General features: G+C 67.3%; 26 protein-coding genes and 1 pseudogene. 14 read left to right on the forward strand and 13 right to left on the reverse strand.

Annotated elements, in window-relative coordinates; translation table 11 throughout:
* Positions 1–45 precede the first annotated feature (45 nt).
* Positions 46–2088, forward strand: a complete 2043-nt coding sequence (locus tag KBY96_RS10130; protein WP_254979253.1) for a 1-acyl-sn-glycerol-3-phosphate acyltransferase — start codon at positions 46–48, stop codon at positions 2086–2088.
* Here the strand turns inward: KBY96_RS10130 and KBY96_RS10135 are convergent.
* The 3 genes from KBY96_RS10135 to KBY96_RS10145 are packed head-to-tail and all read right to left on the reverse strand — an operon-like array spanning position 2066 to position 4640.
* Positions 2066–3322: a beta-ketoacyl synthase gene (locus tag KBY96_RS10135; RefSeq protein WP_254979254.1), complete on the reverse strand. Its 1257-nt coding sequence runs from the start codon at positions 3320–3322 to the stop codon at positions 2066–2068. The genes KBY96_RS10130 and KBY96_RS10135 overlap by 23 nt on opposite strands.
* The gene (locus tag KBY96_RS10140) at positions 3306–3614 is read right to left on the reverse strand and encodes an acyl carrier protein (RefSeq protein WP_254979255.1); all 309 of its coding nucleotides are present in this window, start codon (positions 3612–3614) and stop codon (positions 3306–3308) included. The genes KBY96_RS10135 and KBY96_RS10140 overlap by 17 nt, the downstream gene beginning before the upstream one ends.
* A 57-nt stretch (positions 3615–3671) precedes the next feature.
* Positions 3672–4640, reverse strand: a complete 969-nt coding sequence (locus KBY96_RS10145; RefSeq protein ID WP_254979256.1) for a GNAT family N-acetyltransferase — start codon at positions 4638–4640, stop codon at positions 3672–3674.
* Positions 4641–4803: 163 nt separating this feature from the next.
* On the opposite strand from KBY96_RS10145, the gene KBY96_RS10150 reads away from it, so the two are divergent.
* Entirely contained in the window at positions 4804–6054 is a 1251-nt protein-coding gene (locus KBY96_RS10150) for a polysaccharide biosynthesis/export family protein (protein ID WP_254979257.1), read from the forward strand.
* A gap of 24 nt (positions 6055–6078) precedes the next feature.
* Here the strand turns inward: KBY96_RS10150 and purB are convergent, their stop codons facing one another.
* Both purB and KBY96_RS10160 read right to left on the reverse strand, forming a co-directional pair.
* Entirely contained in the window at positions 6079–7374 is a 1296-nt protein-coding gene (gene purB, locus KBY96_RS10155; RefSeq protein ID WP_254979258.1) for an adenylosuccinate lyase, read from the reverse strand.
* 101 nt (positions 7375–7475) lie between these two features.
* Positions 7476–7736 (reverse strand): hypothetical protein, encoded by a 261-nt coding sequence (locus KBY96_RS10160; protein ID WP_254979344.1) that lies wholly within the window; start codon positions 7734–7736, stop codon positions 7476–7478.
* A gap of 125 nt (positions 7737–7861) precedes the next feature.
* Here KBY96_RS10160 and KBY96_RS10165 point away from each other — a divergent pair, with 125 nt between their 5' ends.
* The gene (locus KBY96_RS10165; protein WP_254979259.1) at positions 7862–8725 is read left to right on the forward strand and encodes a TlyA family RNA methyltransferase; all 864 of its coding nucleotides are present in this window, start codon (positions 7862–7864) and stop codon (positions 8723–8725) included.
* 31 nt (positions 8726–8756) lie between these two features.
* Here KBY96_RS10165 and KBY96_RS10170 read toward each other — a convergent pair whose 3' ends face one another.
* Positions 8757–9095, reverse strand: a complete 339-nt coding sequence (locus KBY96_RS10170) for a P-II family nitrogen regulator (RefSeq protein ID WP_254979260.1) — start codon at positions 9093–9095, stop codon at positions 8757–8759.
* Between the two features lie 169 nt (positions 9096–9264).
* On the opposite strand from KBY96_RS10170, the gene queF reads away from it, so the two are divergent.
* Positions 9265–9669: a preQ(1) synthase gene (gene queF, locus KBY96_RS10175; RefSeq protein ID WP_254979261.1), complete on the forward strand. Its 405-nt coding sequence runs from the start codon at positions 9265–9267 to the stop codon at positions 9667–9669.
* On the opposite strand, the gene KBY96_RS10180 is transcribed toward queF, so the two are convergent.
* The 7 genes and pseudogenes from KBY96_RS10180 to KBY96_RS10210 all read right to left on the reverse strand — a co-directional run bounded on the left by KBY96_RS10180 (position 9641) and on the right by KBY96_RS10210 (position 17793).
* On the reverse strand, positions 9641–10975 hold the full coding sequence (locus KBY96_RS10180) for a cytochrome c biogenesis protein ResB (RefSeq protein ID WP_254979262.1): 1335 nt from the start codon (positions 10973–10975) through the stop codon (positions 9641–9643). The two genes, queF and KBY96_RS10180, sit on opposite strands and share 29 nt — an antisense overlap.
* A 25-nt stretch (positions 10976–11000) precedes the next feature.
* Positions 11001–11780, reverse strand: coding sequence for a cytochrome c biogenesis protein CcdA (locus KBY96_RS10185; RefSeq protein ID WP_254979263.1), 780 nt, complete (start codon positions 11778–11780; stop codon positions 11001–11003).
* Between the two features lie 9 nt (positions 11781–11789).
* Complete coding sequence (locus KBY96_RS10190) at positions 11790–12947, reverse strand: FtsW/RodA/SpoVE family cell cycle protein (RefSeq protein ID WP_254979264.1); 1158 nt, start codon at positions 12945–12947, stop codon at positions 11790–11792.
* A gap of 248 nt (positions 12948–13195) precedes the next feature.
* Entirely contained in the window at positions 13196–13396 is a 201-nt protein-coding gene (locus KBY96_RS10195; RefSeq protein WP_254979265.1) for a phycobilisome linker polypeptide, read from the reverse strand.
* Between the two features lie 32 nt (positions 13397–13428).
* Positions 13429–13917 carry an allophycocyanin subunit beta gene (apcB, locus tag KBY96_RS10200; protein ID WP_213204308.1) on the reverse strand — a complete coding sequence of 163 codons (489 nt, stop codon included), beginning with the start codon at positions 13915–13917 and terminating at the stop codon, positions 13429–13431.
* A 44-nt stretch (positions 13918–13961) separates the two neighbouring features.
* A complete protein-coding gene (locus KBY96_RS10205; RefSeq protein ID WP_254979266.1) occupies positions 13962–14447 on the reverse strand; it encodes an allophycocyanin in 486 nt (161 codons plus the stop codon).
* Between the two features lie 328 nt (positions 14448–14775).
* A pseudogene (locus KBY96_RS10210) lies at positions 14776–17793 on the reverse strand (phycobilisome rod-core linker polypeptide).
* A gap of 125 nt (positions 17794–17918) precedes the next feature.
* Here KBY96_RS10210 and KBY96_RS10215 point away from each other — a divergent pair.
* From KBY96_RS10215 to KBY96_RS10260, 10 genes are all read left to right on the forward strand, one after another.
* Positions 17919–19118, forward strand: a complete 1200-nt coding sequence (locus tag KBY96_RS10215) for a class I SAM-dependent methyltransferase (RefSeq protein WP_254979267.1) — start codon at positions 17919–17921, stop codon at positions 19116–19118.
* 39 nt (positions 19119–19157) lie between these two features.
* The gene (locus KBY96_RS10220; protein ID WP_254979268.1) at positions 19158–19637 is read left to right on the forward strand and encodes an ATP synthase subunit I; all 480 of its coding nucleotides are present in this window, start codon (positions 19158–19160) and stop codon (positions 19635–19637) included.
* A gap of 14 nt (positions 19638–19651) precedes the next feature.
* Positions 19652–20380: a F0F1 ATP synthase subunit A gene (atpB, locus tag KBY96_RS10225; RefSeq protein ID WP_254979269.1), complete on the forward strand. Its 729-nt coding sequence runs from the start codon at positions 19652–19654 to the stop codon at positions 20378–20380.
* Between the two features lie 167 nt (positions 20381–20547).
* Positions 20548–20796 (forward strand): ATP synthase F0 subunit C, encoded by a 249-nt coding sequence (gene atpE, locus KBY96_RS10230; protein WP_254979270.1) that lies wholly within the window; start codon positions 20548–20550, stop codon positions 20794–20796.
* A gap of 73 nt (positions 20797–20869) precedes the next feature.
* Complete coding sequence (locus KBY96_RS10235; RefSeq protein WP_254979271.1) at positions 20870–21361, forward strand: F0F1 ATP synthase subunit B'; 492 nt, start codon at positions 20870–20872, stop codon at positions 21359–21361.
* A gap of 11 nt (positions 21362–21372) precedes the next feature.
* On the forward strand, positions 21373–21891 hold the full coding sequence (locus KBY96_RS10240; protein ID WP_254979336.1) for a F0F1 ATP synthase subunit B: 519 nt from the start codon (positions 21373–21375) through the stop codon (positions 21889–21891).
* Positions 21891–22439 (forward strand): ATP synthase F1 subunit delta, encoded by a 549-nt coding sequence (gene atpH, locus KBY96_RS10245; protein WP_254979272.1) that lies wholly within the window; start codon positions 21891–21893, stop codon positions 22437–22439. The genes KBY96_RS10240 and atpH overlap by 1 nt, the downstream gene beginning before the upstream one ends.
* A gap of 92 nt (positions 22440–22531) precedes the next feature.
* Positions 22532–24049 carry a F0F1 ATP synthase subunit alpha gene (gene atpA, locus KBY96_RS10250; RefSeq protein ID WP_254979273.1) on the forward strand — a complete coding sequence of 506 codons (1518 nt, stop codon included), beginning with the start codon at positions 22532–22534 and terminating at the stop codon, positions 24047–24049.
* Between the two features lie 13 nt (positions 24050–24062).
* On the forward strand, positions 24063–25016 hold the full coding sequence (locus KBY96_RS10255; protein WP_254979274.1) for a F0F1 ATP synthase subunit gamma: 954 nt from the start codon (positions 24063–24065) through the stop codon (positions 25014–25016).
* 217 nt (positions 25017–25233) lie between these two features.
* Entirely contained in the window at positions 25234–25980 is a 747-nt protein-coding gene (locus tag KBY96_RS10260; protein WP_254979275.1) for a putative 2OG-Fe(II) oxygenase, read from the forward strand.
* The last annotated feature ends 33 nt before the right edge of the window (positions 25981–26013 follow it).

The raw sequence follows: 26013 nt of genomic DNA on the forward strand, positions 1-26013 counted from the left end.
TGGGGTGGCAAAGTTGGCCCAGGCATTGCCCCGCAGGACACCGCGTTGACCACAGAACGGGCCCCCGCTCCGGCTCCGGTGCAGTTGGTTCAGGTGCAGATCGACGGGCCGGTTCTGCTGCTGATGGGGCCGATCGGGCTGTTCTTCGCCCGCTTCTGCCGCTACCTGCGCGGCTGTGGCATTCCTGTCACCAAGGTGAGCTTTCCCCTGCATGAGTTCGGCTTCCCTCGGGAGGTGCGCGTGCCCTTCGATGGCCCGATGGAGGACTGGCGACCGTTTCTGCGGCAGCAGATCAGCGAGCGCGGAATCCGCCACATCTTCATGTATGGCGACTTCATCATTCCCCACCGCATCGCCATCGAGGAGGCGCGCAGTGCCGGCATCGAGGCCTGGGTGTTCGAGCTGGGTTACATCCGTCCCAACTACGTGACCCTGGAGCGCGAGCGGGTGAATGCCCGCTCCAACCTCAACCAGCCCGTGGCGTTCTACCGCCAGCTGCCGCCGGTGGATGCCCTCCCCCAGGGCCGGCTGGATCCGGGCTGGCGCTGGCGCAAGCTGTGGAAGGCCCCCACCTTCTTCCAGCACGCCCTCACCCGCTATCCGATCATCGAGGGCGAGCACAAGCTGCAACCCTCACCGCGCTTTCTCTGGTGTCAGTTGCGCGGCAGCTGGCGCTACTGGCTCTATCGCTGGCAGGAACGGGGCCTCAAGCAGCGCCTGCTGGAGCACCTCTCTTTTTTCCTGGTGGTGTTGCAGGTGTCGAGCGACTCCCAGGTGCAACTGGGGTCGCCCTACCGGGGAATGCACGACTTCATCGAAGCCGTGATCGTGTCCTTCGCCCGCCATGCCCATGCTTCCGATCACCTGGCCTTCAAGCATCACCCCCGTGACCGGGGCTACAACCATTACGGCCGGCTGATCCAGCTGCTGGCCCGTCGCCATGGGCTCGAGGGGCGGGTGCACTACTTCCACGACGGCGCCCTGAGTCGATTCCTGCGCACCTGCCGCGGTGTGGTGACCGTGAACAGCACCGTGGGTCTGCAGGCCCTGTACCACGCTGTGCCCACCAAGGTCATGGGCCAGACCTTCTACAACCTTCCCGGACTCACCGATCAGCAGCCCCTCGATCAGTTCTGGCGCGAGCCCCACACCAGCGATCGGCCGCTCTTCTACCGCTTCTACGACCACCTGGTGACCACCACCCAGGTGAACGGCAATTTCGACGGCGACTTCCCCTTCCGCAGCACCTTCCCGATCGGACCGGAGGCCCGCCGGCTGTTGCCGCGGCCGCGGCTGCCCGCCCCCGGCCAACCGGCCGGCTCCAATCCCCTGCTGCTGCCCCTGCGGGTGTTGTCCCGCCTGTTCTGGGGGGTTTCCTACTTCGTGGTCTACGGCCTGCAGCTGCTGGCTCTGGGCCTGGGCCGGCGCCGGCTGGCCGCCCGGTTGCTCGTGGCGACCGCTCAGGTGGGCCTGCGGGCCCTGGGCATCAGCGTGGTGGTGGATGACAGCCACCCCAGCGAACCGGAGGGGATCCCCCTGGTGCACATCTGGAACCACGAGAACCCCGCCGATGTGCTGGTGGTGCAGGGTGTGCTCCGGCTGCCCAGCATCACCACGGCCAGCCTGCACCTGAGCCGGATCATGCCCTGGTTCTCCGCCTCCGCGGCCAATGCCGGCCATGGCCTGATGGACCATCGCGACGGCCGCTCACGTACCTCGGCCCTCTACCGGGCCTCGCGTACCCTGGCGGAGCGCGGTGAGGTGATGCTGGCTCCCAACGGCTCCCTGCTGACCCCCATCCGTGAGCGGGTCTCCGCCAGCGCCCTGCTGCTGGCCCGCAAACATGGCGCCCTGATCGTGCCCTGGACGTTCAGCTACCACGGCCTGAGCACCTCCGGGCGGGACCTCTACCGGCCCCTGGGCCTCCTGCTCGCCAGGCTCAGCGCCCCCCTGGCCACCATCCACTGCCGCCGCGGGCGGTCCCGGGATCTGGCGCTGGCGGAGAACCATGGCGATCGCGAGGCCTTCGTGCAGGCCGTTCAGGCCCACTACGCTGCCGCTGCGCTCAGGCCGCCAGCACCACGCTGATGTTGTGGCCGCCGAAGCCGAAGGCGTTCTTGAGGGCGTAGCGCTCCCCGGAGTCGGCCCCGCCCGCCAGGCTGAGGGGACCGTCCTGCACCACCGCCAGCTCGATGGCGGGATCGAGGGGGTCGGCATTCACAGAGCGGGGCACCAGGCCCTGACGCAGGGCCTGGAGGGCCAGGATCGTCTCCACGGCACCGGCGGCCCCGAGCAGGTGGCCAAGCTGGCCCTTGGGGGCGGTGACCGGCAGGTCCCGGGCGCGGGAGCCCAGGGTGCGCGCCAGGGCCCGGGCTTCCGCCAGATCGCCCACTGGTGTGCCGGTGGCATGGGCCTGCACGAAGCTGAGCGCATCCACGCCCAGGTCGGCCCGCCTGAGGGCGTCGGCCATGGCGGCACTGGCCCGCAGCCCCTCCGGTTCCGGCGCCACGATGTGGTGGCCGTCGCTGCTGCTGCCGCAGGCCAGCAGCCAGCCCAGGGGCCTGGGCCCTCCGGCCTTCAGGTCGCCGTGCCGCTGCAGCACCAGCGCCCCCGCCCCCTCCGAGAGCACGAAGCCGTCGCGGTCGCGGCCGTAGGGCCGGGATGCCTGATCCGGGTGTTGATTGCGACAGGAGAGGGCCCGCATGGCCGCAAAGCCCACCAGCCCCAGCCGATTCACGGGCGCTTCGCTGCCGCCGGCGATCACCACGTCGGCGCGGTCGTCGTTGAGCAGCATCTGGGCCAGCAGCAGCGCTTCGGCGCCGGAGGCGCAGGCCGACACCGGGGTATGGGCGCCGCCGTGGAGGCCCAGATCAATGGCGATCTGCCCGGCGGCGGCATTGGGGATCAGCATCGGCACGGTGAGGGGATTCACCCGGTTGGGCCCGGCCTCCAGCAGGTTGCAGTGCTGCCGCTCCAGGGTGGCCAGGCCGCCGATGCCGGTGCCGATCACCACCGCCACCCTGGCCGGCTCAACGCCCGCCAGGTGGGGCCGGGCCTGGCTCCAGGCCTGGCGGGCCGCCAGCAGGCCCAACTGGGAGCAACGGTCCAGGCGCCGGCGTTGCAGGGATTCGAGCTCGCCGGCGATATCCACGCTGACGCAGCCGGCGATGCGGGCGGGCAGATCGCTGGCCCAGGGCTGGTGGAGGGCCGTGATACCGCTGCGGCCTTCGAGGGTGGCGGTCCAGGTGCCGTCGGCATCGCCCGCCAGGGGTGTGATCGCCCCCCAGCCGGTCACGGCGATCCGCTCAGTTGCTCGGGCCATCATCGCGCTCCAGCGATTCCAGGTGTCGCTGGACATCGCCGACGGTGCGGAAGCGCAGCAGGTCCTCTTCGCGGATCTTGATGCCGAGGCACTCGTCGGCCTCGATCAGGATTTCGTAGAAGCCCAGGGAATCGATGCCGATGTCCTCGATCAGGCGGGCATCAGGGGTGATCTGCTCGGGATCGGCACCGGAGATGCGCTGCAGGATCTCGATCAGGCGGCCTTGCACGTTCTTCCCGCCAGGGGTGGGGGAAGCGGCTCCGCTGCTGTCGTTGTCGGGGCCTGCCTGCATCAAGTCCCTCGGCCCCGCCCTGATCGGATGGCAACGTACCAGTTCGCTGGCATCGGCTCATCCCCCCCGATACCAGCTGAAGGTCCGGTAGATCGGGAGATGGTCGAAGGCGATGAAGTGCTCCAGCCTGCGGGCTGGAATCCGCCGCAGATCGGCGGCCATCAGGATCTCGGTGATCTGGTTGAAGTCCCGGGCCAGAGAGAGGTTGCGAACCCGGGCCTCCATCAGATTGATGTACTGGCGCAGCAGAACCGGCAGCCGGAAGCTGGGATCGAGCCGGTTGCGGATGTCCTGTTCCAGTTCCTGGATGGTGGCCACTGGCGCGGGCCGGGAGTCCGGTTGGAGGTGGTCGAGCGGATGCCGGGGTTGGGGATGGGGCGAAGAGGGATCCAGGAAGGGAGGGCGCAGCAGCGTGCCCAGAAACTCCCGGTTCACCACATCGTCATAGGCGAAGTGGTTGTAGGACACCAGGCCGTGGATGGAGCTGTAGCCCGCGCCCACGGCCACCTGTAGGCCACCGCGGAACAGCAGCATGAGCGTGTGGGGCTGGCGCTGAAAGCGGGGAGCCAGCGCCACGCGGCCGATTTCCAGATGGTTGCCACGGCTCGCCAGATCGGCCTTGATGCCGGGATACACATGCTCCAGATAGGACTGCCCTCCCCCCGGTAGGGAGGCGGAGCCAGGATGGGAGTGGCGATCTTCTGCGCGGGCGGGCACGAACTGCAGGCGCGCTGAGCCTGCCAGCTCGCCGCTGCTGGCCTCCACCATCAGGAAGTGGTCGTAATGGGGGTCCCTGCTGTCCAGGTCTCTGCTGTTGCCGGAGCCTGAGAGCTGCTGGCGGTAGGTGAGCTCACGCAGCTCTCCCACGGGTTCGCTGTAGGGCCCAAAGCGCTGTCCGGGCAGCAGGTAAAGATCCAGCCCCTGGGAGCACAGCAAGCGGAAGGGAGCCAGGTCCGCTTGGATCCGATCAGGGGGAAAAGCGATCGCGGCGGAGAGATTCAACGGATTTCCGTCGGTCGTCTTCACGGTGTGGTGTGGATGCGGGAAGATTAGCCCGGCCTTCCGCCGCGCCTCCTGGCGCCATTGCGGCCGGTCCTGGTTCTTTGTGCTGACAGGCCCAGTGTCATCTGCCCGACTCAATACTGCAGGTCGCAGGGCCGGCCGCGCCCTTCGCCAGCGGGCCGTCTCTTTGCTGCTCACCCCGGTGCCGCTGCTGGCGATGCAGACTGGCCTGTCCGCCACAGCCCCGCCCCGCTCTCTGGCCCAGGCGGGCATGGAACGGGAGGCCTTCCCGCTTCCAGAGGTCGATGGCCGTGAAGGCCAGCCCGCCCTGCGGGATCGGGCACCTTCAAGTAACCGCATGCCGGGGAGCAGGGTTCCTGCGCCACTGCTGCACGGTCGGTCGGCGGAGGCCGTGCCGGCTCCCGCCATCGCCACCGATCCGGGCATCGGCACTTTCCGCTACCGCCTCGGCCCGGGAGATCGTCTGCGCATGTCGGTGTTCATGGTGGAGGGCTACGCCGCCGATGTGGAGGTTCTCGCCGACGGTACGGTCAACCTGCCGCGCCTTGGCTCCGTTCCCGTCTGGGGGCTGACGCTCGACGAGGCGCGTCAGCGCATCACTGAGGGCTACGACCGCTTTCTGCGCAACCCCCTCGTGTACCTCGACCTGCTGGCCCCCCGCCCGGTGCGTGTGACTCTGCTGGGGGAGGTGCAGAAGCCCGGCTTCTACACCCTCACCCAGGGTGGGCAGGCGGCCACCCTGGCGGCGGCCGGACCGGCCGCCAGCGGCACCACGATCGCCACGGCCGGCTGGCCCACCCTGGTGGATGCGGTGCAACGGGCGGGCGGCATCACGGCGGTGGCGGATCTGGCCGATGTGGTCCTCACCCGCCCCAGCCCCGTGCCCGGGGGGGGGCGTTCGGTGGAGTATCGCTTTGACTATCAGCAATTGCTGATGAACAACCGCCGCACCGTCAACCCCCTCCTCTACGACGGGGACATGGTGCGGGTGGCCAGGGCGGAGGTGCCCAAGCCCAGCGACGTGCTGATCCGCACCGCCGCCTCCAACTTCGCCCCCGACACCATCGGCGTGACCGTGGTGGGCGAGGTGCGCGTGCCCGGCCTGAAGCAGGTGCGCTCCAACAGCCCCCTGGCCGCGGCGGTGATCGCCGCCGGCGACGTGGATCCGAGCCGGGCCAATGCCCGCGAGATCCGCCTGATCCGGGTGCAGCCCACCGGCGAGGTGGAGGTGCGCACCATTGCCTTCGACCCCTCCGCTGCCCTCGATTCACCGGCCAACCCCTCGTTGCACAACGGCGACATGGTGGTGGTGCCCCGCAATGGCTGGACCCGCTTCAACGACTTTCTCCTCCAGGCCGTCACGCCCTTCGGGCCTGTGCTGAACGCCGCCTCGCTCTACCGCATCTTTGATAACTGAGGGAGAGCCGGGGATTCAGCCCGCTCAGATCTCCAGCCGCTCCCAGATCACCGCGAGGTTGGCCTGGTGCAGGTCGGTGCTGAAGCACGCCTCCAGCTGAGCGGGGCTGAGCTGGCCGCTCACCTCGGCATCGGCCTCGAGGTTGGCGCGGAAGTTGCCGCCCTCGGTGTTCCAGGCGCTGTGGGCGTGGCGCTGCACAATCCGGTAGGCGTCTTCGCGGCTGATGCCGCTCTCCACCAGGGCCAGCAGCACCCGCTGGCTGAACACCACGCCGCCATACACATTCAGGTTGCGGGCCATGTTCTCGGGATACACCCCCAGGCCCTGGATCACAGCGGTCATCTCCCGCAGCATGAAGTGCAGCGTGGCGGAGCAGTCGGGCAGCATCATGCGCTCCACCGAGCTGTGGCTGATGTCGCGCTCGTGCCAGAGGGCGCAGTTTTCCAGGGCGGCCACCACGTAGCTGCGCAGCACCCGGGCCAGGCCGCTGATGCGTTCGCTGCGGATCGGGTTGCGCTTGTGGGGCATGGCCGAGCTGCCCTTCTGGCCCTTGGCGAAGTTCTCCTCCACCTCCAGCACATCGGTGCGCTGCAAGTTGCGGATCTCGGTGGAGAAGCGCTCCAGGGCCGCCCCCACGAGCGCCAGGGTCTGCACGTATTCGGCGTGGCGGTCCCGGGCGATCACCTGGGTGCTGGCGGTGTCGGGCACCAGGCCCAGCTTGGCGCAGGCGATCGCCTCCACCTGGGGATCGGTGTTGGCGTAGGTGCCCATGGCACCGGAGATCTGGCCCACGCTCACCAGGGTTTCCAGGCGCTCCAGCCGCTCGCGGTTGCGCTCCACCTCCGCCAGCCAGCCGGCCACTTTGAAGCCGAAGGTGATCGGTTCGCCGTGGATGGCATGGCTGCGGCCGATCATCACAGTGGTCTTGTGCTCCCGCGCCAGGGTGCGGATGGCCTCGGCCAGCCGGTCGAGCTCGCTGCGCAGCAGCCGCACCGACGCCTTCATCTGCAGGGCCAGGCCGGTGTCGAGCACATCCGAACTGGTCATGCCCACGTGGATGTGGCGCCCGGCATCCCCCACGTGCTCGTTGACGTTGGTGAGGAAGGCGATCACGTCGTGGCGCACCTCCGCCTCGATCTCGAGGATGCGCTCCACCGAGAAGCGGGCCTTCTCCTTGATGGTGGCCACGGCCTCGGCCGGCACTCTGCCCAGCTCACAGTTGGCCTCGGTGGCGGCGATCTCCACATCCAGCCAGCTCTGGAACTTGGCCTCTTCGCTCCAGAGGTTGCCCATTTCGGGCAGGGTGTAGCGCTCGATCACTGCCGCAGGGGGCGTCCACGCCCGCCATCACAGCCACCCAATGTATGGCTGCGGGCAGGAAGGGCAGGGCTGCAGGCAGGCAGGGGCGGCGAACGCCGGGTTCAGGCGGCGGTGGTGAGCTGGCGGTGGGACACCTCCCACTGCACTGCACTCCCCCAGGCCTGCTGCCGTACCCAGCAGCGACCTCCGCGGCAGCGGATCAGCTCGAAGGGCGGCAGATCCCTGGGTTGGTTGCGCAGTTTCACGAAGCTGCCGGGCTGGAGCAGGTCCAGCACCGTGGCGCTGCTCCGGCAGGCGGGCAGGCCGCTGATAGGGGGAGAGGAGCTGACCGGGGGAGAGGAGCTGGCAGGGCGCGGGGCCATGACGGCAAGGCTGGGCTGCCGCCATCTTCCCGCGAACTACCGGACAACCCGGAGCCTGCGGGAAATCTGTTTCGTTTCGATTGTGGTTTGATCACACGATCTCCACCGGCCCGTCCCCCGGCGCCATGGCCCCCAGCCCCCGCAAGCAACGCCTGGATCTGGAGCTGGTCGCCAGGGGGCTGGCCACCAGCCGACAGCAGGCCCAGCAGCTGATCCGGGCCGGCAGGGTGCGCAGTGGTGATCGGCTGCTCGACAAGCCCGGCACCGATGTGCCCTCCGATCTGCCCCTGCAGGTGCGCCAGCCACCGCGCTTCGTCTCCCGCGGCGGCGAGAAGCTGGAGGCTGCGCTGCAGGCGTTCGCTCTGCCGGTGTGGGGCCGGGTGTGCCTCGATGGCGGCATCTCCACGGGTGGCTTCAGCGACTGCCTGCTTCAGCACGGGGCGGCCAGAATTTATGGCGTCGATGTGGGCTACGGCCAGACGGCCTGGAGCCTGCGCACTGACGCGCGCGTCGTGCTGCGGGAGCGCACCAACCTGCGCCACCTCACCCCGGCCGAGCTCTACGCCCCGAACGATCCGCGGCCGGATCTGGCCGTGGCCGATGTGTCCTTCATCTCCCTGGCCCTGGTGCTGCCCGCCCTGCTGGGGCTGCTCCAGCCCGCAACCACTGAAGCCGGGGTGGATCTGGTGGTGCTGGTGAAGCCCCAGTTCGAGGTGGGCAGGGCCCGCGTGGGAAAGGGAGGCGTGGTGCGTGACCCCGCGGCCCATGGCGATGCGATCGCCGGGGTGATCGGCGCTGCGGCCCAGCTCGGGTTGCGGCCTGCGGGGCTGATCGCCTCGCCGATCACCGGCCCGGCTGGGAACCACGAGTACCTGCTGTGGCTGCGCTCCCTGGAGCAGGATCTGGCAGGCCCCATGGGGGGAGGCGCGCCTCCCCCAGACTCCGAGGCGATCGAGCGGCTGGTGGCATCCACCCTGGCAGGGCCCTGAGGGGCCTGGACTCCGCCAGGACAACAGGCACTCAGATGGCGCCGCTGTCGCGATCGCCCGTGCGGATGCGGATCACCGCGTCGATCGTGTTCACGAAGATCTTGCCGTCGCCGATCTCGCCGGTGCGGGCTGCGCCCTGGATGGCTTCCACCACGGTGTCCACCTTGTCGTCATCTACGACGATCTCCAGTTTCAGCTTCTGCAGGAACTCCACGGTGAACTCCGAGCCGCGGTAGCGCTCCACCTGGCCCTTCTGCCGGCCGAAGCCGCGAACCTCGCTCACGGTCATGCCCACGATGCCCGCATTCACCAGCGCGATCTTGACGTCTTCAAGCTTGAAGGGACGAATGATGGCCTCGACTTTTTTCATGGAAGCAGCTGGGCTGGGGTGGATGGGCTCGGGACAGAGTCTCTCAGAAGGTTCCGGCCGCGGGCCGGAACGGCGACCATCAGACCTGAGCTGATCGGGGGTTGTCGTAGCGGTTGCTACGGCTGTCCGGGACCCTCCATAGGATCGCCATCAACGCCGGCCTGCCGCCATGTCCTCCCCCGATCAGACCCGCACTCCCCGCTATGGGGAGCGGGCGATCGCCGAAGCCGAATTGATCTGCTTTGACAACCCCCGGCCAGGCCGCAGCTACGAGATCGCCATTACCCTGCCTGAGTTCACCTGCCTGTGTCCCTTTTCTGGCTATCCAGATTTCGCCAGCCTCAAGCTTCTCTATCAGCCCGGTCCCCGGGTCATGGAGCTCAAGGCAATCAAGCTGTACGTGAACAGCTATCGCAACCGCGCCATCTCCCACGAGGAGGCCGCCAACCGCATCCTCGACGACTTTGTGGCCGCCTGTGAGCCGCAGTGGATGCAGCTGGAGGCCGACTTCAACCCCCGAGGCAATGTGCACACCGTGGTGCGGGTCAGTCACGGCCAGCGTCAACCCTGCTGAGCAGCAGCGGCAGCTCGGTGGCGAAGGCGGTGAGATTGCGGTTGCACAGCCCGGCCACGTGCAGCCGGCCGCTGGCGGGGGTGTCTTCGGCGATCGCCCAGAGCTGGCGGGTGGCCAGCAGGCTCAGGGCTCCCCCCACCATGGCGATGGCAAAGCCCGAATACACCAGCGGCACCCCGGGGTCGCGCTTGAGCAGGATGCCGCTGGCCGGCAACACCCCTGAGACCCGCAGCGGCAGGGCATTCACCTCCAAGGGCTCGCCACCCACAGCCAGCGAGCCGATCAGGCGACCATCGGCGCCGTAGACGTCCACGGGTCCCTGCTCGCTGCTCAGGCTCAGCAGCACCGGATCACTGCCGTCGGGACGGGTGGGCAGCACCAGGCCCCACACCTGCTCACCGAGCTGCGGAAAGGTCTGCAGCGGCAGCTGCAGCACCGGGCTGCGGCCCAGCTGCACGCTGATGGCCGCCAGGCTCCAGTCGGCCTGGTAAAAGGTGACCCCGTGGAAGCGCAGGGGGTGGTTGACGCTGATCTCCGCCTGGCGCAGGAGAGACGGATCACCGGTTTCGGAGTTGTCCAGCAGCCGCAGCTGGGAGCGAAACTGCTCCGGCCGGCCGGCCGGGTCCCGCTCCACGTTGAAGGCGTCCAGGGCCAGCATGAACTGGCTGTGGCCGCGGCTGTCGATCAGGTCGAGGCTGCGGCCGGGGGCGAGAAACTGCTCTGCCCGCTGCCCTCCCAGCACCCCCCAGGCGGCACCCACCAGCAGCACCACCAGCCCGGCGTGCACCAGCAGCGGCCCCACGCGACCCAGCACTCCCCGGCGGGCCGCCAGGCGGTCGGAGTGGCGCTGCACCTGCCAGCCCCGCTGGCGCAGCAGCAGCTCCAGGCGGGACAGGCAGGCGCCGGCGTCCTCGGCCGGCAGCGACTGGGCCACGCTCAGCTTGCTGAGCTGACGCGGGGAGCGGTAATCGATCCAGCGCAGCGCCGCCTGCAGGGCGGGCCACTGTCGCCGCCAGCTGCACAGCACCAGCGCCAGCCCCAGCCAGGCCAGCAACCCCAGAAACCAGGTGCTCGAATACACGTGATCGAGCTGCAGGTCCAGCAGCCGATCGGCGTTCAGCAGCCCCAGCCAGGGTTGGTCGTCGTAGAGCTGGTGGTAGAGGCCTTCCGGTTCCTTCTGGGGGATGGCCGTGCCCACCCCGCTGGCGATGGCGATCACCACCAGCAGGCCGATGGCCACCCGCAGATCAGAGATCCAGGCCGCCAGTCGGATGAAAGACCTGGAAGCGGAGGGGGTCGAGCTCATGGCTGTTGGCGTTTGCGGAGCCGATTCACGACCAGCTGGCCACCAGGGTTAGGACGCCCGTGCCCACCAGCACCGCCCCACTGATGGGCGGCACCCACTGCCCTGCCTGACGCAGGCTCAGCAGGTTGGGCAGGCTGGCGGCGGCGGTGCCGGCCAGCAGCAGTGGCACCACCTGGCCAGCTCCGAAGCAGGTGAGCAGCAGCATGCCCGCCAGGGGCCTGCCGGTCTGGGCCATCCAGCCCAGCAGCACCGCCAGCACCGGCGTTGTGCAGGGCGTGGCCGCCAGGCCGAAGGCCAGGCCGGCCGCCAGGGGTGCCAGAGGCGCCGGCACCCGCTGGCGCCAGCGCTCGGGATCCGGTCCGGCCGGCAGGGGCAGCCGCAGCAATCCCAGCAGGTTCAGCCCCATCACCAGGGCCAGCACCGCCACCAGGGTGGGGATCAACCCGGGGATCTGGCCGTAGAGGCGGCCGAGCAGCCCGCTGGCCAGTCCCAGCAGCACCAGGGAGCCCACGATCCCGCCCGCGAAACAGAGGCTGCGTAGCCAGGGGGTGGTGGCCGGGCTGAGGACGCTGTTGTCGCCGCACTCGCCTTCTGCACCCCCGAAGCCGGCCAGGTAGGCCAGGGTCACCGGCAGCAGCGACAGCGAGCAGGGCCCGAGGCTGGTGAGCAGACCACCCCCGAACACCAGGGCCAGGGTTCCCGGACCCGGTGCGGTGAGCGATCGTTGCAGCAGGGATTCGCTGTGCTGGGCCAGATCGCTCAGTAACAGGGACCAGTCGGAGAGTGCCAGCCCGATTGTGCTCATGTCCTCACCCTATCGGGCTGAAGCAGGCCGGCGCCGCCGGCTGGCGCGGCTGATGGGCGCCAGCCCGCCGGATTCCAGGGCGCAACGGATCAGCAGGCCGCAGATGAGCAGGCTGGCCATCAGCGAGTTGCCGCCGTAGCTGATCATCGGCAACGGCAGCCCTGTGGTGGGCATGGCGCCACTGGCCACGGCGATGTTGAGGATCGACTGGCCCACCAGCAGGGTGGTGCAGCCCATGGCCACCAGCCGCTGCTGATTGCTGCGGCAGCTCAGGGCCACCCTCAGTCCCATGAACCCGAACAGCAGCAGGAACAGCAACAGCACCAGCGATCCCACGTAGCCGAACTCCTCGGCAAACACCGCAAAGATGAAGTCGGTGCTCTGGATCGGCAGATACTGCAGTTTCTGGGTGGAGAGGCCGAAGCCTTCGCCGAACAGCCCCCCGGAGCCGATGGCCAGCAGGCTCTGCACCAGCTGGTAGCCATCACCCTGGGCATCGCGCCAGGGATTCAGGAACGACACCACCCGCAGCCGCTGATAGGTGTTGAGCAAGATGCTCGCCGCTCCCAGCATTCCACCGGCCGTGGCGGCTCCCAGCAGCAGGGGCAGCCCCACCCCTGCGGCCAGGGCCATCAGCCAGAGGAGCAGCCCGGTGAGGGCGGCAGTGCTGAGGTTGGGCTGCTTGAGGATCATCAGGATCAACACCCCGAACACTCCCAGCCAGAGCAGCTTCTGGTCGAGGCCGATGCGCCGCCAGTGGGCGAACAGAGCGGCACCCTGCAGCACCACGAAGGGTTTCACGAGCTCAGAGGGCTGCAGCTGTAGCGGCCCGAGCACCAGCCAGCGGCTGGCCCCATTCACCGTGCTCCCCACCACCAGGGTGGCAGCCACCAGCATGCAACCCACCAGCAGTGCCAAGGGCGCCAGATGCAGCCAGCGGCGCAGAGGAATGCGCACGCCAAGCAGGAGCAGCCCCCAGCTCGCCACCATCCAGATCAGCTGGCGCTTCAGGTAGAAGGCGCCGTCGCCCATCTCCCGTTCGGCCACCCACCAGCTGGCTGAGGCGAGCACCAGCAGCCCGAGCACGCACCACACGCCCACCAGGCCGATCAGCAGTCGGGCTTCGCTGGGCCAGGCCTCCCAGGGCCAGGGCAGCACAGCCCGCATCGAAGCCGCAAACCGGCCCTCGTTCGAAGGCCTCGGCGGGGCTTTCCGATCCGTGGGGCGCAGAACAGTGATGCTCAAGGTGCCGTTCGCCGAGGGGCAGGAATGGGCCCCTATTCAGCCGCGCCAGGGGTGGGCTTGTCGAGTCCCGCCGCGGCATTGTCCGCGGGCTGATCACGAAAAAGCCCGGCCATGGGCCGGGCTGAGGGCAGTTGATGCGGGCAGGGTTGAACCGGTTAGGTCGTCCGGGCTCAGTTGCCCACGTTCACCTGGGGGCGCCCGGTGACCAGTTCCACCTTGAGGATCTTGCCGCCCTGTTTCATGATCCGCTGCTGTTCAGCGAACCAGCTGTCGTAGGGAACCCACTTCGTGAAGAAGGTGTTCTGCAACTCCCGCTGAGTGCGGGTTTTCTCCGGAGAGGGAATGCAGGCTGTGATCTTGAACAGGCGCATGGGGAGGATCCGTGGGTGAGGCTGAGGCCGGATCAGTTGCCCAGGCCGGAGCAGATGTAGTCGAAATACACCGCCATTTCACGGCCGGCATCGGGACCCACCAGGGATGCAGTGACCTCCTTCATGGCCTGGATCGACTGCACGGTGGCACCGATGGGCACACCCAGGGAGTTGTAGGTCTCCTTGAGGCCGTTGAGGACGCGCTCATCGAGGATCGAGGTGTCACCCGCGAGCATGGCGTAGGTGGCGTAGCGCAGGTAGTAGTCGAGGTCGCGGATGCAGGCGGCGTAGCGACGGGTGGTGTACATGTTGCCGCCCGGACGGGTGATGTCCGAATACAGCAGCGACTTGGCCACGGCTTCCTTGATGATGGCCGAGGCGTTGGCGCTGATGGTGGCAGCAGCCCGAACCCGCAGCTCACCGCTGGCGAAGTACTGCTCCAGCCGGCCCATGGCGGAGCCGTCCAGGTACAGCCCCTGAACGTCGGCCTGATTGATGACGTTGGTGATGGCGTCTTGCATGAATCCTGCAGTGGGGGCGGAGGGGATGGGGTGTGGGTGCGACCTCAGGAGAGGGCGCCGACGATGTAGTCGAAGTAGAAACCGGCTTCTTCAGCGTCGGCACCGGTGAGCAGCCCCATGGCGGCGTTCTTCATTTCCCGGACCGCCTCGGCCATGGCATCGAGGGGGGTACCCAGGGCGCGGTACATCTCCTTGGCGCCGATCACGCCGATCTCCTCGATGGGAGTGACGTCGCCGGCCACGACTCCGTAGGTGACCAGGCGCAGGTAGTAATCCATGTCGCGCAGGCAGGTGGCGGTCATCTCCTCGCCATAGGCATTGCCGCCGGGGGAGATGACGTCGGGACGACGCTGGAACAGCGCGGCGCCAGCGCTCTTGACGATGCGCTCACGGCTCTCGCTCAGCACCTGGGCGACGCGTACCCGGCGCTGGCCAGCGGCCACAAAGGATTTGATCTGGTCGAGTTCGCCAGGGCTGAGATAGCGGGCTTCAGCGTCCGCGTTGATGATCGAGTTGGAGACGATGCTCATGCAGTTCTGCCTCGAAACAAGCGGTCGCCTTAACGGAGACCGGTATCCGGTGAGTGATTGGGTGTGACCGACTCGCGTCGATCGCCCAAGCATTCTGCGCCAGCGCCCCGACCCCCTCTCGCCGCCGGTAACAGTTCTTCACGGCTACAGTTTTCGCTAGATCCCTTGCGGCGCAGTCAGTTTCGGCTGCATCGCTGATCTCCTCCGCAACTCCCGCAAGTTAACCATTGGGTGCTTTTGATTGCGCCGGATCGCTATGCAATTTTGATGCAAAAAAATGCGCCCGCCGATTAGCGGGCGCCTGTGTCTCCGCGCTTGCGCGGACGATTCAGATCGCGCCCTTGGGAGAGGGCGTGAGGCCGGCGTTGCCGCCATAGAGGGCGGCCGTGCGATTCACTGTGACCAGAGGCACGCCATCACTGGTGGCGAGGCCGCGCACGTAGGGCACCGTGTCCTGTCCGAAGGCGGCGGCGTAGTCGGCGCCGTTGAGCAGATCCTCAATCGCCGCCGCCAATCCGCGGCTGGTGCGCAGGGCCAGGAAGCGACTCGATTCAGCCGGTTGGGCAGCCCTGCCCAGCAGGGCGAGGTGGGCGGCGGCCGCCGTGCGCAGGGGGGCCAGGCGGTTCAGCCGTTGCTGGAATAGATCGCTTGCGGCCACCACGGCAACGAATTCAGCCACGGTGAGTTGGCCGTTGCGGAACTGGGACTCGCTGTCGCTGAGCCGCTCGGCAGCCAGCGGCACCCGGTTGAGCAATTGCCGGTAGACCGCCTCAATGGCTGTCTGGATGTCGGTTTCGCTGGTGGTGCGGCCGAGCTGGATCGGTTGGCCCAGGCTCTGGCGCCGTCCGAAGCCCTGGGGCTGCCCCGGCCGCAGCGCCTGCGCCATGGCCGCTCCCGGTTGCCGGGCCGGAGTGGCTGCCAGGTTGGAGCCAATCGCTTTTGTCCAGCCCCCAACCGTGGAGGGACCTGCGGGGGTTGGCCTGAAACCGCTTCCCCCGGGGGTGCGTCAGAACCCTGTCCCATCCTCGGCGCGCCAGCGGCGACTGGGCAGGGGGCTGGTGCGGATGCTGCCGGGACCGCTGCTCCTGGTGGGGGTTGTGGCAGCTGGAGTTTCGCCGCCGGCGACCTTGGCGCTCCACACACCCCGCACCACGGTGCGTTGATCGGGAAGGTTGCGCCGCGTGATGTCGCCGGTGGTGCGCAGGCGCTGGTCGGCCCGGATTTCGGGGCGCTGACGCCCCACCGGATCGGAGTAGCGGCTGGCATCGAAGCCCTGGTTGAGGCCGGGTACCTGACGCGCATTGCGGTCGGCCGGCGTGATGAAGCGCTCGAAGGGGACCGTGTCTTCGCCGAAGCAGTCGTTGTAGTCCTGGCTGTCCAGCATCCGGTCGACGACGCCGTAGAAGCCCTTGCGGGCGGCGGTGTCGAAGTAGGCGTCGATCTCCCAGCGCCCGAAGGTGGGTCGGCCGAGCAGGCGACGGTGCATCACCTCGATCGCCTTGGTGATGTACAGGGCACTCCAGTAGCGACGGCGGAAGGCCTTGCTGCGAGCCACCTGCCGCACGAATTCCCGCAGGCTGATGTCGCCGTTCTCGAGCTTGATCTCTTCCACCTTGTTGCGCTCGCCGGCGTAGCCGGAGGTGCCCAGCACCTGCACATACACCGCGTTGATCACGGCCTGGGTGCTGCTCTCGGTGTTGCGCACGCTGGGCTGGCCGCCTCGCCGGGGCACGGAACTGCCACCGGTGGCGATCTGCCGCAGCCGCACCACGCGGGGCCCGACCCTGCGGGGGGTGGCCTGGCGGAACTGGGGGCTGTCCATCTGGCCGGGCTGGGCCAGGCCGTTGCCGATCAGGATCCGCCGAGAGTCGTAGCTGAACGGCGCCGGCCGCGTGGCCACCATGGCCGTGGAGGAGGGGAAGATGGCGCCGTAGGTGAGGGCGAGGGGATCGTTGCCGCCGCCGTAGGCGTGCTGGTCGGCCAATGGCTGGCGATAGGACGCGTACAGCGTCACGTACTGGGGCGCCCCCTCAAAGGGAGCGCTGAAGCGGAACAACTTGCGGTTGCTGCCCCAGCCGGCACTCTCCTGGGCCTCCTCGCCGAGGTCGCGCAGGAAGGGCACGGTTTCCTCGCCGAACACCCGGGCGTATTCCATGGAGTTCAACAGGGAGTCCACCAGGCCCGGCAGTCCCTGGGCGCTGACGATGTCGAAGTAGCGCGTGAATTCCTCGCGGGAGCTGATTCCCCGCCCGAGAAAGTGGCGGAAGGCCAGCTCAACGGCGCGGCTGTTGGAGAAGCGGCCATAGAACTGCCTCTGATACTCCTTGCTGCGGCCCAGGGCGCGGATGAACTCGCGCATGGAGATCTGGCCCTGGCGCACCTGGGTGGCTTCCACCGGGCACACCTCCAGGCTGTAACCCTTGACGATGTCGCGTTCGAACACCTGCCGGTAGGCGGCACGCATCACCTCAGCCTTCTGGGCCCCGCTCATGGCTGGCCGCATGTTGAACCGCTGGGCCTTGCCCTGGGCTCCGAGGGCATAGGTGGCCGGCAGCTGCAGGCCCTGATTCACCGGGCTGCCGAGCCGCTGGCGCGCTGAGGGCGTGGGCACTGCCAGCTCGGCGATCAGCACGTTGAAGTACTGGATCACCAGAGCGCGCGTCTCTGGCTCGTCCTTGAACAGGCCGGCGGCAGCTGCGCGCATTTCCTGCAGGGCCACATTGGTGGCGGCCAGGGAGCAGGCTTTCTCCAGCACGTCCCGCAGGCCGCGGGTGTTCACCGCCAGGATGCTGGGGTCGCCGGCCACCAGCGCGTAGCTCACATAGCGCAGGAACCAGGCCAGGTCGCGGATCGACTTCTTCATCCGCGCCGTGCCGTACCGGCCCACGGCGATGGGGCTGAACCCCGGGGGCAGGATCACGCGCACGTCGGCGTCGCCACCGGCACCATCCAGCAGCCGGCGGATCAGGTTCCCCCGGCCCTCACTGGTGGTCGCCTCGCCCACGAATGTCTGCACGGAGCGGCGGAAGGCCACCTGGTCGGCAGCCAGAGGGGTGGCCTCGGCGGCGGTGGCCGGAGTCAGCGGCGCATCGAGATAGGAGAGCGGTGTGCCGCCGGCGAAGATGCGGTTGGCGGCCTTGGCCACGATGGCTTCGGCGTTGGCCGTGATCCGCCGGGCTGCTTCCACGCGCCGCTGACCGCTCTGGAAAAAGGTGATCAGGCTGTCCAGTTCCCCCCCGTCGGGGAAGCGATCCGCCTGCTCGGCCTGACGGACGCTGGACAGCGGCAGTGTGTCGTAGCGCTGGGGAGCAACCCTGGTGCTGCCGCTGCTGGCGGTCACGGTCATGGACGAGAGCGAACAGGGCTGGGTCAACCTACGGCTGCCTCCTCGGGGCCCTGGGAGCCCATGAACAAATATTTGCAGCGTTGGCGCGGCCGGCGTGAAATGCTCCCTGCAGTGATCCCACAGCCGTGTCAGCCAGTGATGCCGCCACCCCGGTGGTGAGCGCCTTCTACGACCGCTTCCCCTATCCGGCCGACCCCCTGCAGGACGGGCCGCCTCCGGGGTACAACTGGCGCTGGTGCGTGGACAGCGTCAGGTCGTTCTGTGCCGGGGTGCTGCCGCCGCTCCCGGAGGACGGACCTCGCCCCTGGCGGATCCTCGATGCCGGCTGCGGCACGGGGGTGAGCACCGACTACCTCTGCCATCTCAACCCAGGCGCCACGGTGCTGGCGGTGGACATCAGCGGCGGGGCCCTCGAGGTGGCGCGCGAACGCAGCCGTCGCTCCGCGGCCGCTGACCAGGTGGCCCAGCTGCGGATCGAGCAGCGCAGCCTGCTGGATCTGGCCGCGGAGGGTCCCTTCGACTACATCAATTCCGTGGGGGTCCTGCACCACCTGCACGAACCGCAGGCCGGGTTGCGGGCCCTCGCCGATCGGCTGGCGCCCGGGGGGCTCCTGCATCTGTTCCTGTATGCCGACGGGGGGCGCTGGGAGATCCATCGCATCCAGCGCAGCCTCAGCCGTCTGGGGGTGGGCTGCGATCAGGAGGGGCTGCGTCTCGGCCGGCAGCTGTTCAGCGAGCTGCCGGACAGCAACCGTCTGCGCCGTCACCACGAGCAGCGCTGGGCCCTGGACACCGCGGCGGACGCCAATTTCGCCGACATGTATCTGCATCCCCAGGAGAGCAGTTACAACCTCAGGCGGCTGATGGCCTTCGTGGCCACTGTCGATCTGGAGTTTGCCGGCTTCTCCAATCCCCAGGTGTGGGACCCGGCCCGCCTGTTGAGCGGCGAATTGCTCGAGCGGGCCCTGGAGCTGCCGGAGCTGGAGCGCTGGAGCCTGGTGGAGGACCTCGATCCCGACATCAGCCACTTCGAGTTCTTTCTCACCAAGGGGCCGCTGCGCCGTCAGTGCTGGGATGACGATGCCGTGCTGCTGGCCGCCCGCGGCGAGCGCAACCGCTGCCTCTGGGGCTGGCCCTCCACGGCTCTGCTGGGCCCCGACCTCATGCCCCTGACCCTCGACGAGCGGGATCTGGAGCTGGTGCGGGCCGCTGAAGCGGCTCCGCGGTGCCCATTGGGGGAGCTGCCGTTGCTGCTGGAGCCAGGCGAGCGCTGCCGGCGGGCGCGAAAGCTGGTGGAGGTGGGGGTGCTGCAACTGGTGGCTTAATGCTGCGTGATAAGTTGCGCGAGCTTCCGCGCCCGGCGCTTGCAGGCCTCCACCGCCGCCACTACTGACGCCGCCACCCCTGACGCCATTGGCATCCCTGCCAATGACACCGACTGCATCAATCCTGATGCCATCGGTGATCTGGTGGCGGGCAAAGGGTCCGCCATGGCCGCGGGCGATGCATTGGACGACTACGCCAGGCTGCAACGACGGCTGCTGCTGGCCACGCTCCTGGTGACTCTGGTGGCTTCAGTGATCTGCTGGTTGCTGTTCGGCCCCCTGGCTGCCCGCAGCCTGTTTCTGGGCGGCTCTTGTGGTCTGCTCTATCTGCGCCTGCTGGCGCGGAGTGTGGGCAGGATCGGTCCTGAGTCACGCTCACTCGGTCGTTTTCAGATCCTGGTGCCCGCCCTTCTTGTGGTGGCCGCAGCAAAGCTTCCCGGCATCGCAATCCTGCCGGCTCTGGCTGGCTTCGTGCTCTACAAACCGGCCCTGCTGCTGCAGGCCTTCATCGCTCCCTGAACCAACCGCTTCCCATGGTTCCCATGCCCCTCACGCTTCCTTTCGCCGAACTGGAGGTGGGTCAGCAGCTGTACTGGCAGCTCGGCAATCTCCGTGTCCACGGCCAGGTGTTCCTGAGCTCCTGGGTGGTGATCGGCGCCCTGTTGACCCTAGTGGTGCTGGGTAGCCGCAAGATGCAACGCGAACCCCGCGGTTTGCAGAACCTGCTGGAGTACCTGTGGACCTACATCCGTGATCTGGCCCGTGAGCAGATTGGCGAAAAGGCCTACCGCGACTGGCTTCCTTTCATCGGCACCCTCTTTCTGTTCATCTTTGTCTGCAACTGGGGTGGTGCACTGATCCCGTGGAAGATCATTGAACTTCCTAACGGCGAGCTCGGTGCGCCCACGGCTGATATCAACACCACAGTGGCGATGGCCCTGTTGGTGTCCCTCTCCTATTTCTATGCCGGCCTGAGCCGCAAGGGCCTGCGCTACTTCGAGTACTACGTGGAGCCCACGCCGATTATGCTCCCGTTCAAGATCATTGAAGACTTCACGAAGCCTCTCTCCCTCTCTTTCCGTCTCTTCGGAAACATCCTCGCCGATGAACTGGTGGTAGCCGTGCTGGCCTTTCTGGTGCCGCTTTTTGTTCCTCTTCCGGCGATGTTCCTGGGTCTGTTCACCAGTGCGATCCAGGCCCTCATCTTCGCCACCCTTGCGGCCAACTACATCGGTGAGGCGGTGCACGAGGAGTCACACTGACCGCCCCCCTCGCCGGCCACCTCTGACCGTCACGATCCCGGTCGGACCGTCTGGCAAACTCAAAGCGCGCAGGTCCGGTTGCAACCGGGCCCACTCCCCGAGGGGAGTGTCCCGGCCGCGCTTCAGCCCATCCCGCGCCCCTGCGCTCTCCTATCCCTTTTCCACCAATGAGTGATCTGACCTCCGCCGCTTCCGTTCTGGCCGCCGCCCTGGCCGTGGGTCTCGCCGCCATCGGTCCTGGCATCGGCCAGGGCACCGCAGCCGGTCAGGCTGTTGAGGGCATCGCCCGCCAGCCTGAAGCTGAAGGCAAGATCCGCGGCACCCTGCTGCTCTCCCTGGCCTTCATGGAAGCTCTCACCATCTACGGCCTTGTGGTGGCTCTGGTGCTGCTGTTCGCCAATCCCTTCGTCGGTTGATCACTCACCCCGGGGGCGGCCAAGTCCGCTCCCTCTGTGACTGCTCATCATTCATCCCGGCGCTCCCTTCCCCATGACCAGCTGGCTTCTGCTCGCCACCGCTGATGCCGCTACCGGCGCAGCGGCTGGCGCCTCGGAGGGTGGTCTTTTCGACCTTGACGCCACCCTGCCGCTGATGGCGGTGCAAGTGGTTCTCCTCACCTTCATTCTCAATGCCCTGTTCTTCCGCCCTGTCGGTCGAGCTGTGGAGGAGCGTGAGGGCTACATCGCCACCAGCAAGGCTGACGCCAAGCAGAAGCTGGCTCAGGCCGAACGGCTTGCCTCTGACCTCAGCGAGCAGCTGCGCGAAGCCCGTCAGGCAGCCCAGGGCCTGATCGTGCAGGCCGAACAGGAGTCCGACCAGCTCTACCGCGAAGCGCTGGCCGCCGCCCAGGCCGAGTCGATTGCCGTGCGTGAGCAGGCTCGCAGCCTGATTGAAGCGGAAAAGAGCACAGCTCTTGCCGCGCTCCGTGAGGATGCCGATCGTCTTGGCAGCCTCATCGTCGACCGCCTGCTTGCAGCCTGATGAGCGTATTCATCGTGTCCCCCATCCTGTTCGCCAACCAGGGTGGCTTCGGCCTCAATCTCAACCTCTTTGAGACCAACCTGATCAACCTGGTCATTGTGATCGGCGTTCTGGTCTGGTTCCTCAAAGGATTCCTGGGCGGCATCCTGGAGCGCCGCCGGCAGGCCATCCTGGCCGAGCTGGGCGACGCCGAGCAACGGCTGCAGGCCGCTACCACCGCCCTCGCCCAGGCCCAGCAGGACCTGGCGGCCGCCCAGCAGAAGGCGGATCAGATCCGTCTGGATGGCCAGGCCCGTGCCCAGGCGGTGCGCTCCGACAGTGAGCAGCGCACGATCGAGGAGATGGCCCGGATGAGGGAGGATGCCAGTGCCGACCTCCAGGCTGAGGCCTCCCGCGTCACCGCTCTGCTGCGCCGCGAAGCTGCCCGCCAGGCTATCGAGAAGGCCCTCAGCACCCTGCCCGGCAAGCTCGACGAGGCAGCTCAGGGTCGTCTGATCGACCAGTCCATCCAGACGTTGGGTAACTCCTGATGCCTCTGCTCAACACGATCGCCACCCCCTACGCCGAGGCCCTGCTGCAGGTCACCGAAGCCCGCAACGAAACAGACACCGTGGCCCAGCAGGCCAGGGACCTCCTGGCGATCTGGGAGATCACCCCCCAGTTGCGAGCGGCCATGGCTTCACCGGTGCTCGAACCGGAGGCCAAGAAAAAGGCTCTGATGGCCCTGTTTGCCGAGCAGCTCACTCCCTCCCTTCAGAATCTGCTCAAGCTGCTGGCCGATCGGCAGCGCACTGCCGTGATTGAGCCAGTGCTCCACCGCTTCCTGGAGCTCTACAGGCAGTTGCGCCACATCACCCTGGCCCGTGTCACCTCCGCCACCCCCCTGAGTGAGGACCAGCAGCGTGCCCTCCACGAGAGGGTTCGCGCGATAGCCGGAAGCAAGTCTGTGGAATTCGACCTCTGCGTCGATCCATCCCTGATCGGCGGCTTCATCGTCAGTATGGGTTCCGAGGTCATCGATGCCAGCCTGTCCGGCCAGGTCAGGCGTCTGGGTCTGGCCCTGGCCAAGGTCAGCTAGTCCAGGACGGCCGCCCCGGCGGCTCCGATTCCCACCCGCCCACTCCTTCTCCACCACTTTTCCGACGCCGCTTCCCGCCGCAACTTTCCGCCATGGTTTCCATCCGTCCCGACGAGATCAGCGCCATCCTCAAGCAGCAAATTGAGGACTACGACAAGTCGATCTCTGTCAGCAACGTCGGCACCGTGCTGCAGATCGGTGACGGCATCGCCCGTGTCTACGGCCTGCAGCAGGTGATGGCCGGAGAATTGGTGGAGTTCGAGGATGGCACCGAAGGCATTGCCCTCAACCTTGAGGATGACAACGTCGGTGTGGTGCTGATGGGGGAAGGCCTCGGCATTCAGGAAGGCAGCACGGTCAAGGCCACCGGCAAGATCGCTTCGGTGCCGGTGGGTGACGCCATGCTGGGCCGGGTGGTCAACTCCCTCGGTCAGCCCATTGACGGCAAGGGTGAGATCGCCTCCAGTGAAACTCGGCTGATCGAGTCGATGGCCCCTGGCATCATCCAGCGCAAGTCGGTGCATGAGCCCATGCAGACCGGCATCACGGCCATCGACGCCATGATCCCCATTGGCCGCGGCCAGCGGGAATTGATCATCGGCGACCGCCAGACGGGCAAGACCGCCATCGCCATCGACACGATCATCAACCAGAAGGGTGAGGACGTTGTCTGCGTCTACGTCGCCGTGGGTCAGAAGTCGGCCTCGGTGGCCAACGTGGTGGACGTGCTGCGTGAGAAGGGAGCCCTCGACTACACCATCGTGGTGGCGGCCAGCGCCTCCGAACCGGCGGCCCTGCAGTTCCTGGCTCCCTACACCGGAGCGGCTCTGGCGGAGTCGTTCATGTACAGGGGCAAGGCAACTCTGGTCATCTACGACGACCTCACCAAGCAGGCCCAGGCCTACCGCCAGATGTCCCTGCTGCTCCGGCGTCCGCCCGGCCGTGAGGCCTATCCCGGCGACGTGTTCTACCTCCACAGCCGCTTGCTGGAGCGGGCCGCCAAGCTCAGCGACGCCATGGGCAAGGGCTCGATGACCGCCCTGCCGATCATCGAGACCCAGGCCGGTGACGTTTCCGCCTACATCCCCACCAATGTGATCTCGATCACCGACGGACAGGTGTTCCTCAGCTCCGACCTGTTCAACTCCGGCTTGCGACCCGCCATCAACGTGGGCATCTCGGTGAGCCGGGTGGGCGGTGCGGCCCAGACCAAGGCCATCAAGAAGATCGCCGGCACCCTCAAGCTGGAGCTGGCCCAGTTCGACGAACTGGCGGCTTTTTCCCAGTTTGCCTCCGACCTGGATGCCTCGACCCAGGCCCAGCTGGCCCGTGGCAAGCGGTTGCGGGAGATCCTCAAGCAGCCCCAGTTCAGTCCCCTGAACCTCGCTGAGCAGGTTGCTGTTGTCTACGCCGGTGTGAAGGGCCTGATTGACGAGGTTCCCGTCGAGTCCGTTACCCAGTTCTGCCGTGAGCTGCGTGATTACATCAAGACCAACAAGGCTGACTTCATCGCCAAGGTGATGGCCGAGAAGGTGCTCAGTGAGGAGACTGAGGCCATGCTCAAAGAGGCCATCAAGGAAGTGAAGTCAACCATGCTCGCCACCGCCTGAGGGAGCCAAACCGATGGCCAATCTCAAGGAAATCCGTGACCGCATCAGTTCGGTCAAGAACACCCGCAAAATCACCGAGGCCATGCGTCTCGTTGCCGCTGCCAAGGTGCGCCGCGCCCAGGAGCAGGTGTTGCGCAGCCGACCGTTTGCCGATCGTCTGGCGCGTGTGCTCGAGAACCTGCAGTCCCGCATTGGCTTTGCCGATGCGGATGTCCCCCTGCTCACCGATCGACCCGTGGAGTGCATCACTCTGCTGGCGGTCACCGGCGACCGCGGATTGTGCGGTGGTTACAACGCCAACATCATCAAGCGCACCGAACAGCGCCATGCCGAACTCACCGGCCAGGGCTTCAAGGTTGACCTCGTGCTGATCGGTCGCAAGGCCATCACCTACTTCCAGAACCGTGCCGATACCTATTCGGTGCGTGCCACTTTCACCGGTCTCGAGCAGGTACCCAATGCTGAAGAAGCGGGTGCGATTGCCAACGAAGTTCTGGCTGAGTTTCTCTCGAGATCCTGTGATCGGGTGGAGCTGATTTTTACCAAGTTCATCAACCTGGTGAGTTCCCAGCCGGTCATCCAGACCCTGCTGCCCCTCGACCCTCAGGGCATCGCAACCCCGGAGGATGAGATTTTCCGTCTCACCACCCGCGAGGGTCGTCTGGTGGTTGAACCGGGTACGGAGCCCAATCCTGTGCCCAGCCTGCCCTCGGACATCGTCTTCGAGCAGAGCCCGGAACAGCTGCTGGATGCGTTGCTGCCGCTCTATGTGCAGAATCAGCTTCTGCGCTCGCTTCAGGAAGCCGCGGCGTCAGAGCTGGCCAGCCGCATGACGGCCATGAACAACGCCAGCGACAACGCCAAGTCGTTGGCCAAGAGCCTCACCCTCGACTACAACAAAGCTCGCCAGGCGGCCATCACCCAGGAGATCCTGGAAGTGGTGGGCGGGTCCACCGCGACGGTCTGACCCTCTGCCCCTGCGCAGCACGGCACGGCCAGCTCAAGTCGAGTCCCAGGGTCTTCCATGGGACATGCGGTGTTTGTGCTGTCAGTGTCGGCCTCCAGGAGCTGCCTGCCCAGTCCGGGCAGGTTGCGACCCTGCTTCGTCTGGGCCATCAGCATCAGCCCCCTACCGGTTGCCGCGCTGGGATGCTTGAGCGCACTGCCCCACCGGGAGTCGGTCCGTGTTCCTGCCCCTGCCCTCCCCGGGAGCGCTGACGATCGAGCCCCTGTTCCCCGTGGCGCTGGGGCAGGTGCAGCTCCATCCTGATCCCCTCGAACTCGCCGGCCAGCTGCAGGCCCTGCTTGCTCTGCGCGGTGAGGCTGAGTCCAATCCGGATCCCGGCTGCGCCTGGACCGGTGATCTGAACGGGGTATGGCAGCTGCACCACCATGCCACGTTCAGTCCGTTGATCGCCGAGCTCACGAATCATGTGCGCAGCTATCTCGACCAGCTCGGTTTCGATCCCCGGAAGCTGACCCTGCACCTGCAGCGTTGCTGGCCGGTGCTGAGCGAACCGACTCAGGTGGTGGGCCGCCACCATCATCCCAATGCCCACCTCAGTGCGATCTACTACCTCAGCGGCGATGGCAGCGGCCGCTCAGGCTGCCTGCGCCTGTGGCCGCTCCGCCAGGTCAATGAGTTGGTGGCTGGCCTCGGTGTCGGCCATGGCGGGCCGCTGACCCCCACGCCCTGGACCCGGCCCTGGCTGGATGTGGCTCCCCGCACGGGGCTGCTGGTGGTGTTCCCGTCCTGCATCGACCACGCCGTGCTTCCCAACGACGACCCCGATGCGCTGCGCTGCTCACTGAGCCTCGACTTCGTGCTCACCGCTCCGCCCATGGGCGAGGGACAAGCCTCGCCGGAATATCTCGCTCCCCACCCCAGCCACTGGCTGGCGATCCCTGAGGATGGATACCCGCCGGCCTGAAGCCGCCCGGCACAGCCCTGAACCCACCGATAA

Source organism: Cyanobium sp. ATX 6A2 (assembly GCF_024346355.1).
Lineage (GTDB): Bacteria > Cyanobacteriota > Cyanobacteriia > PCC-6307 > Cyanobiaceae > NIES-981.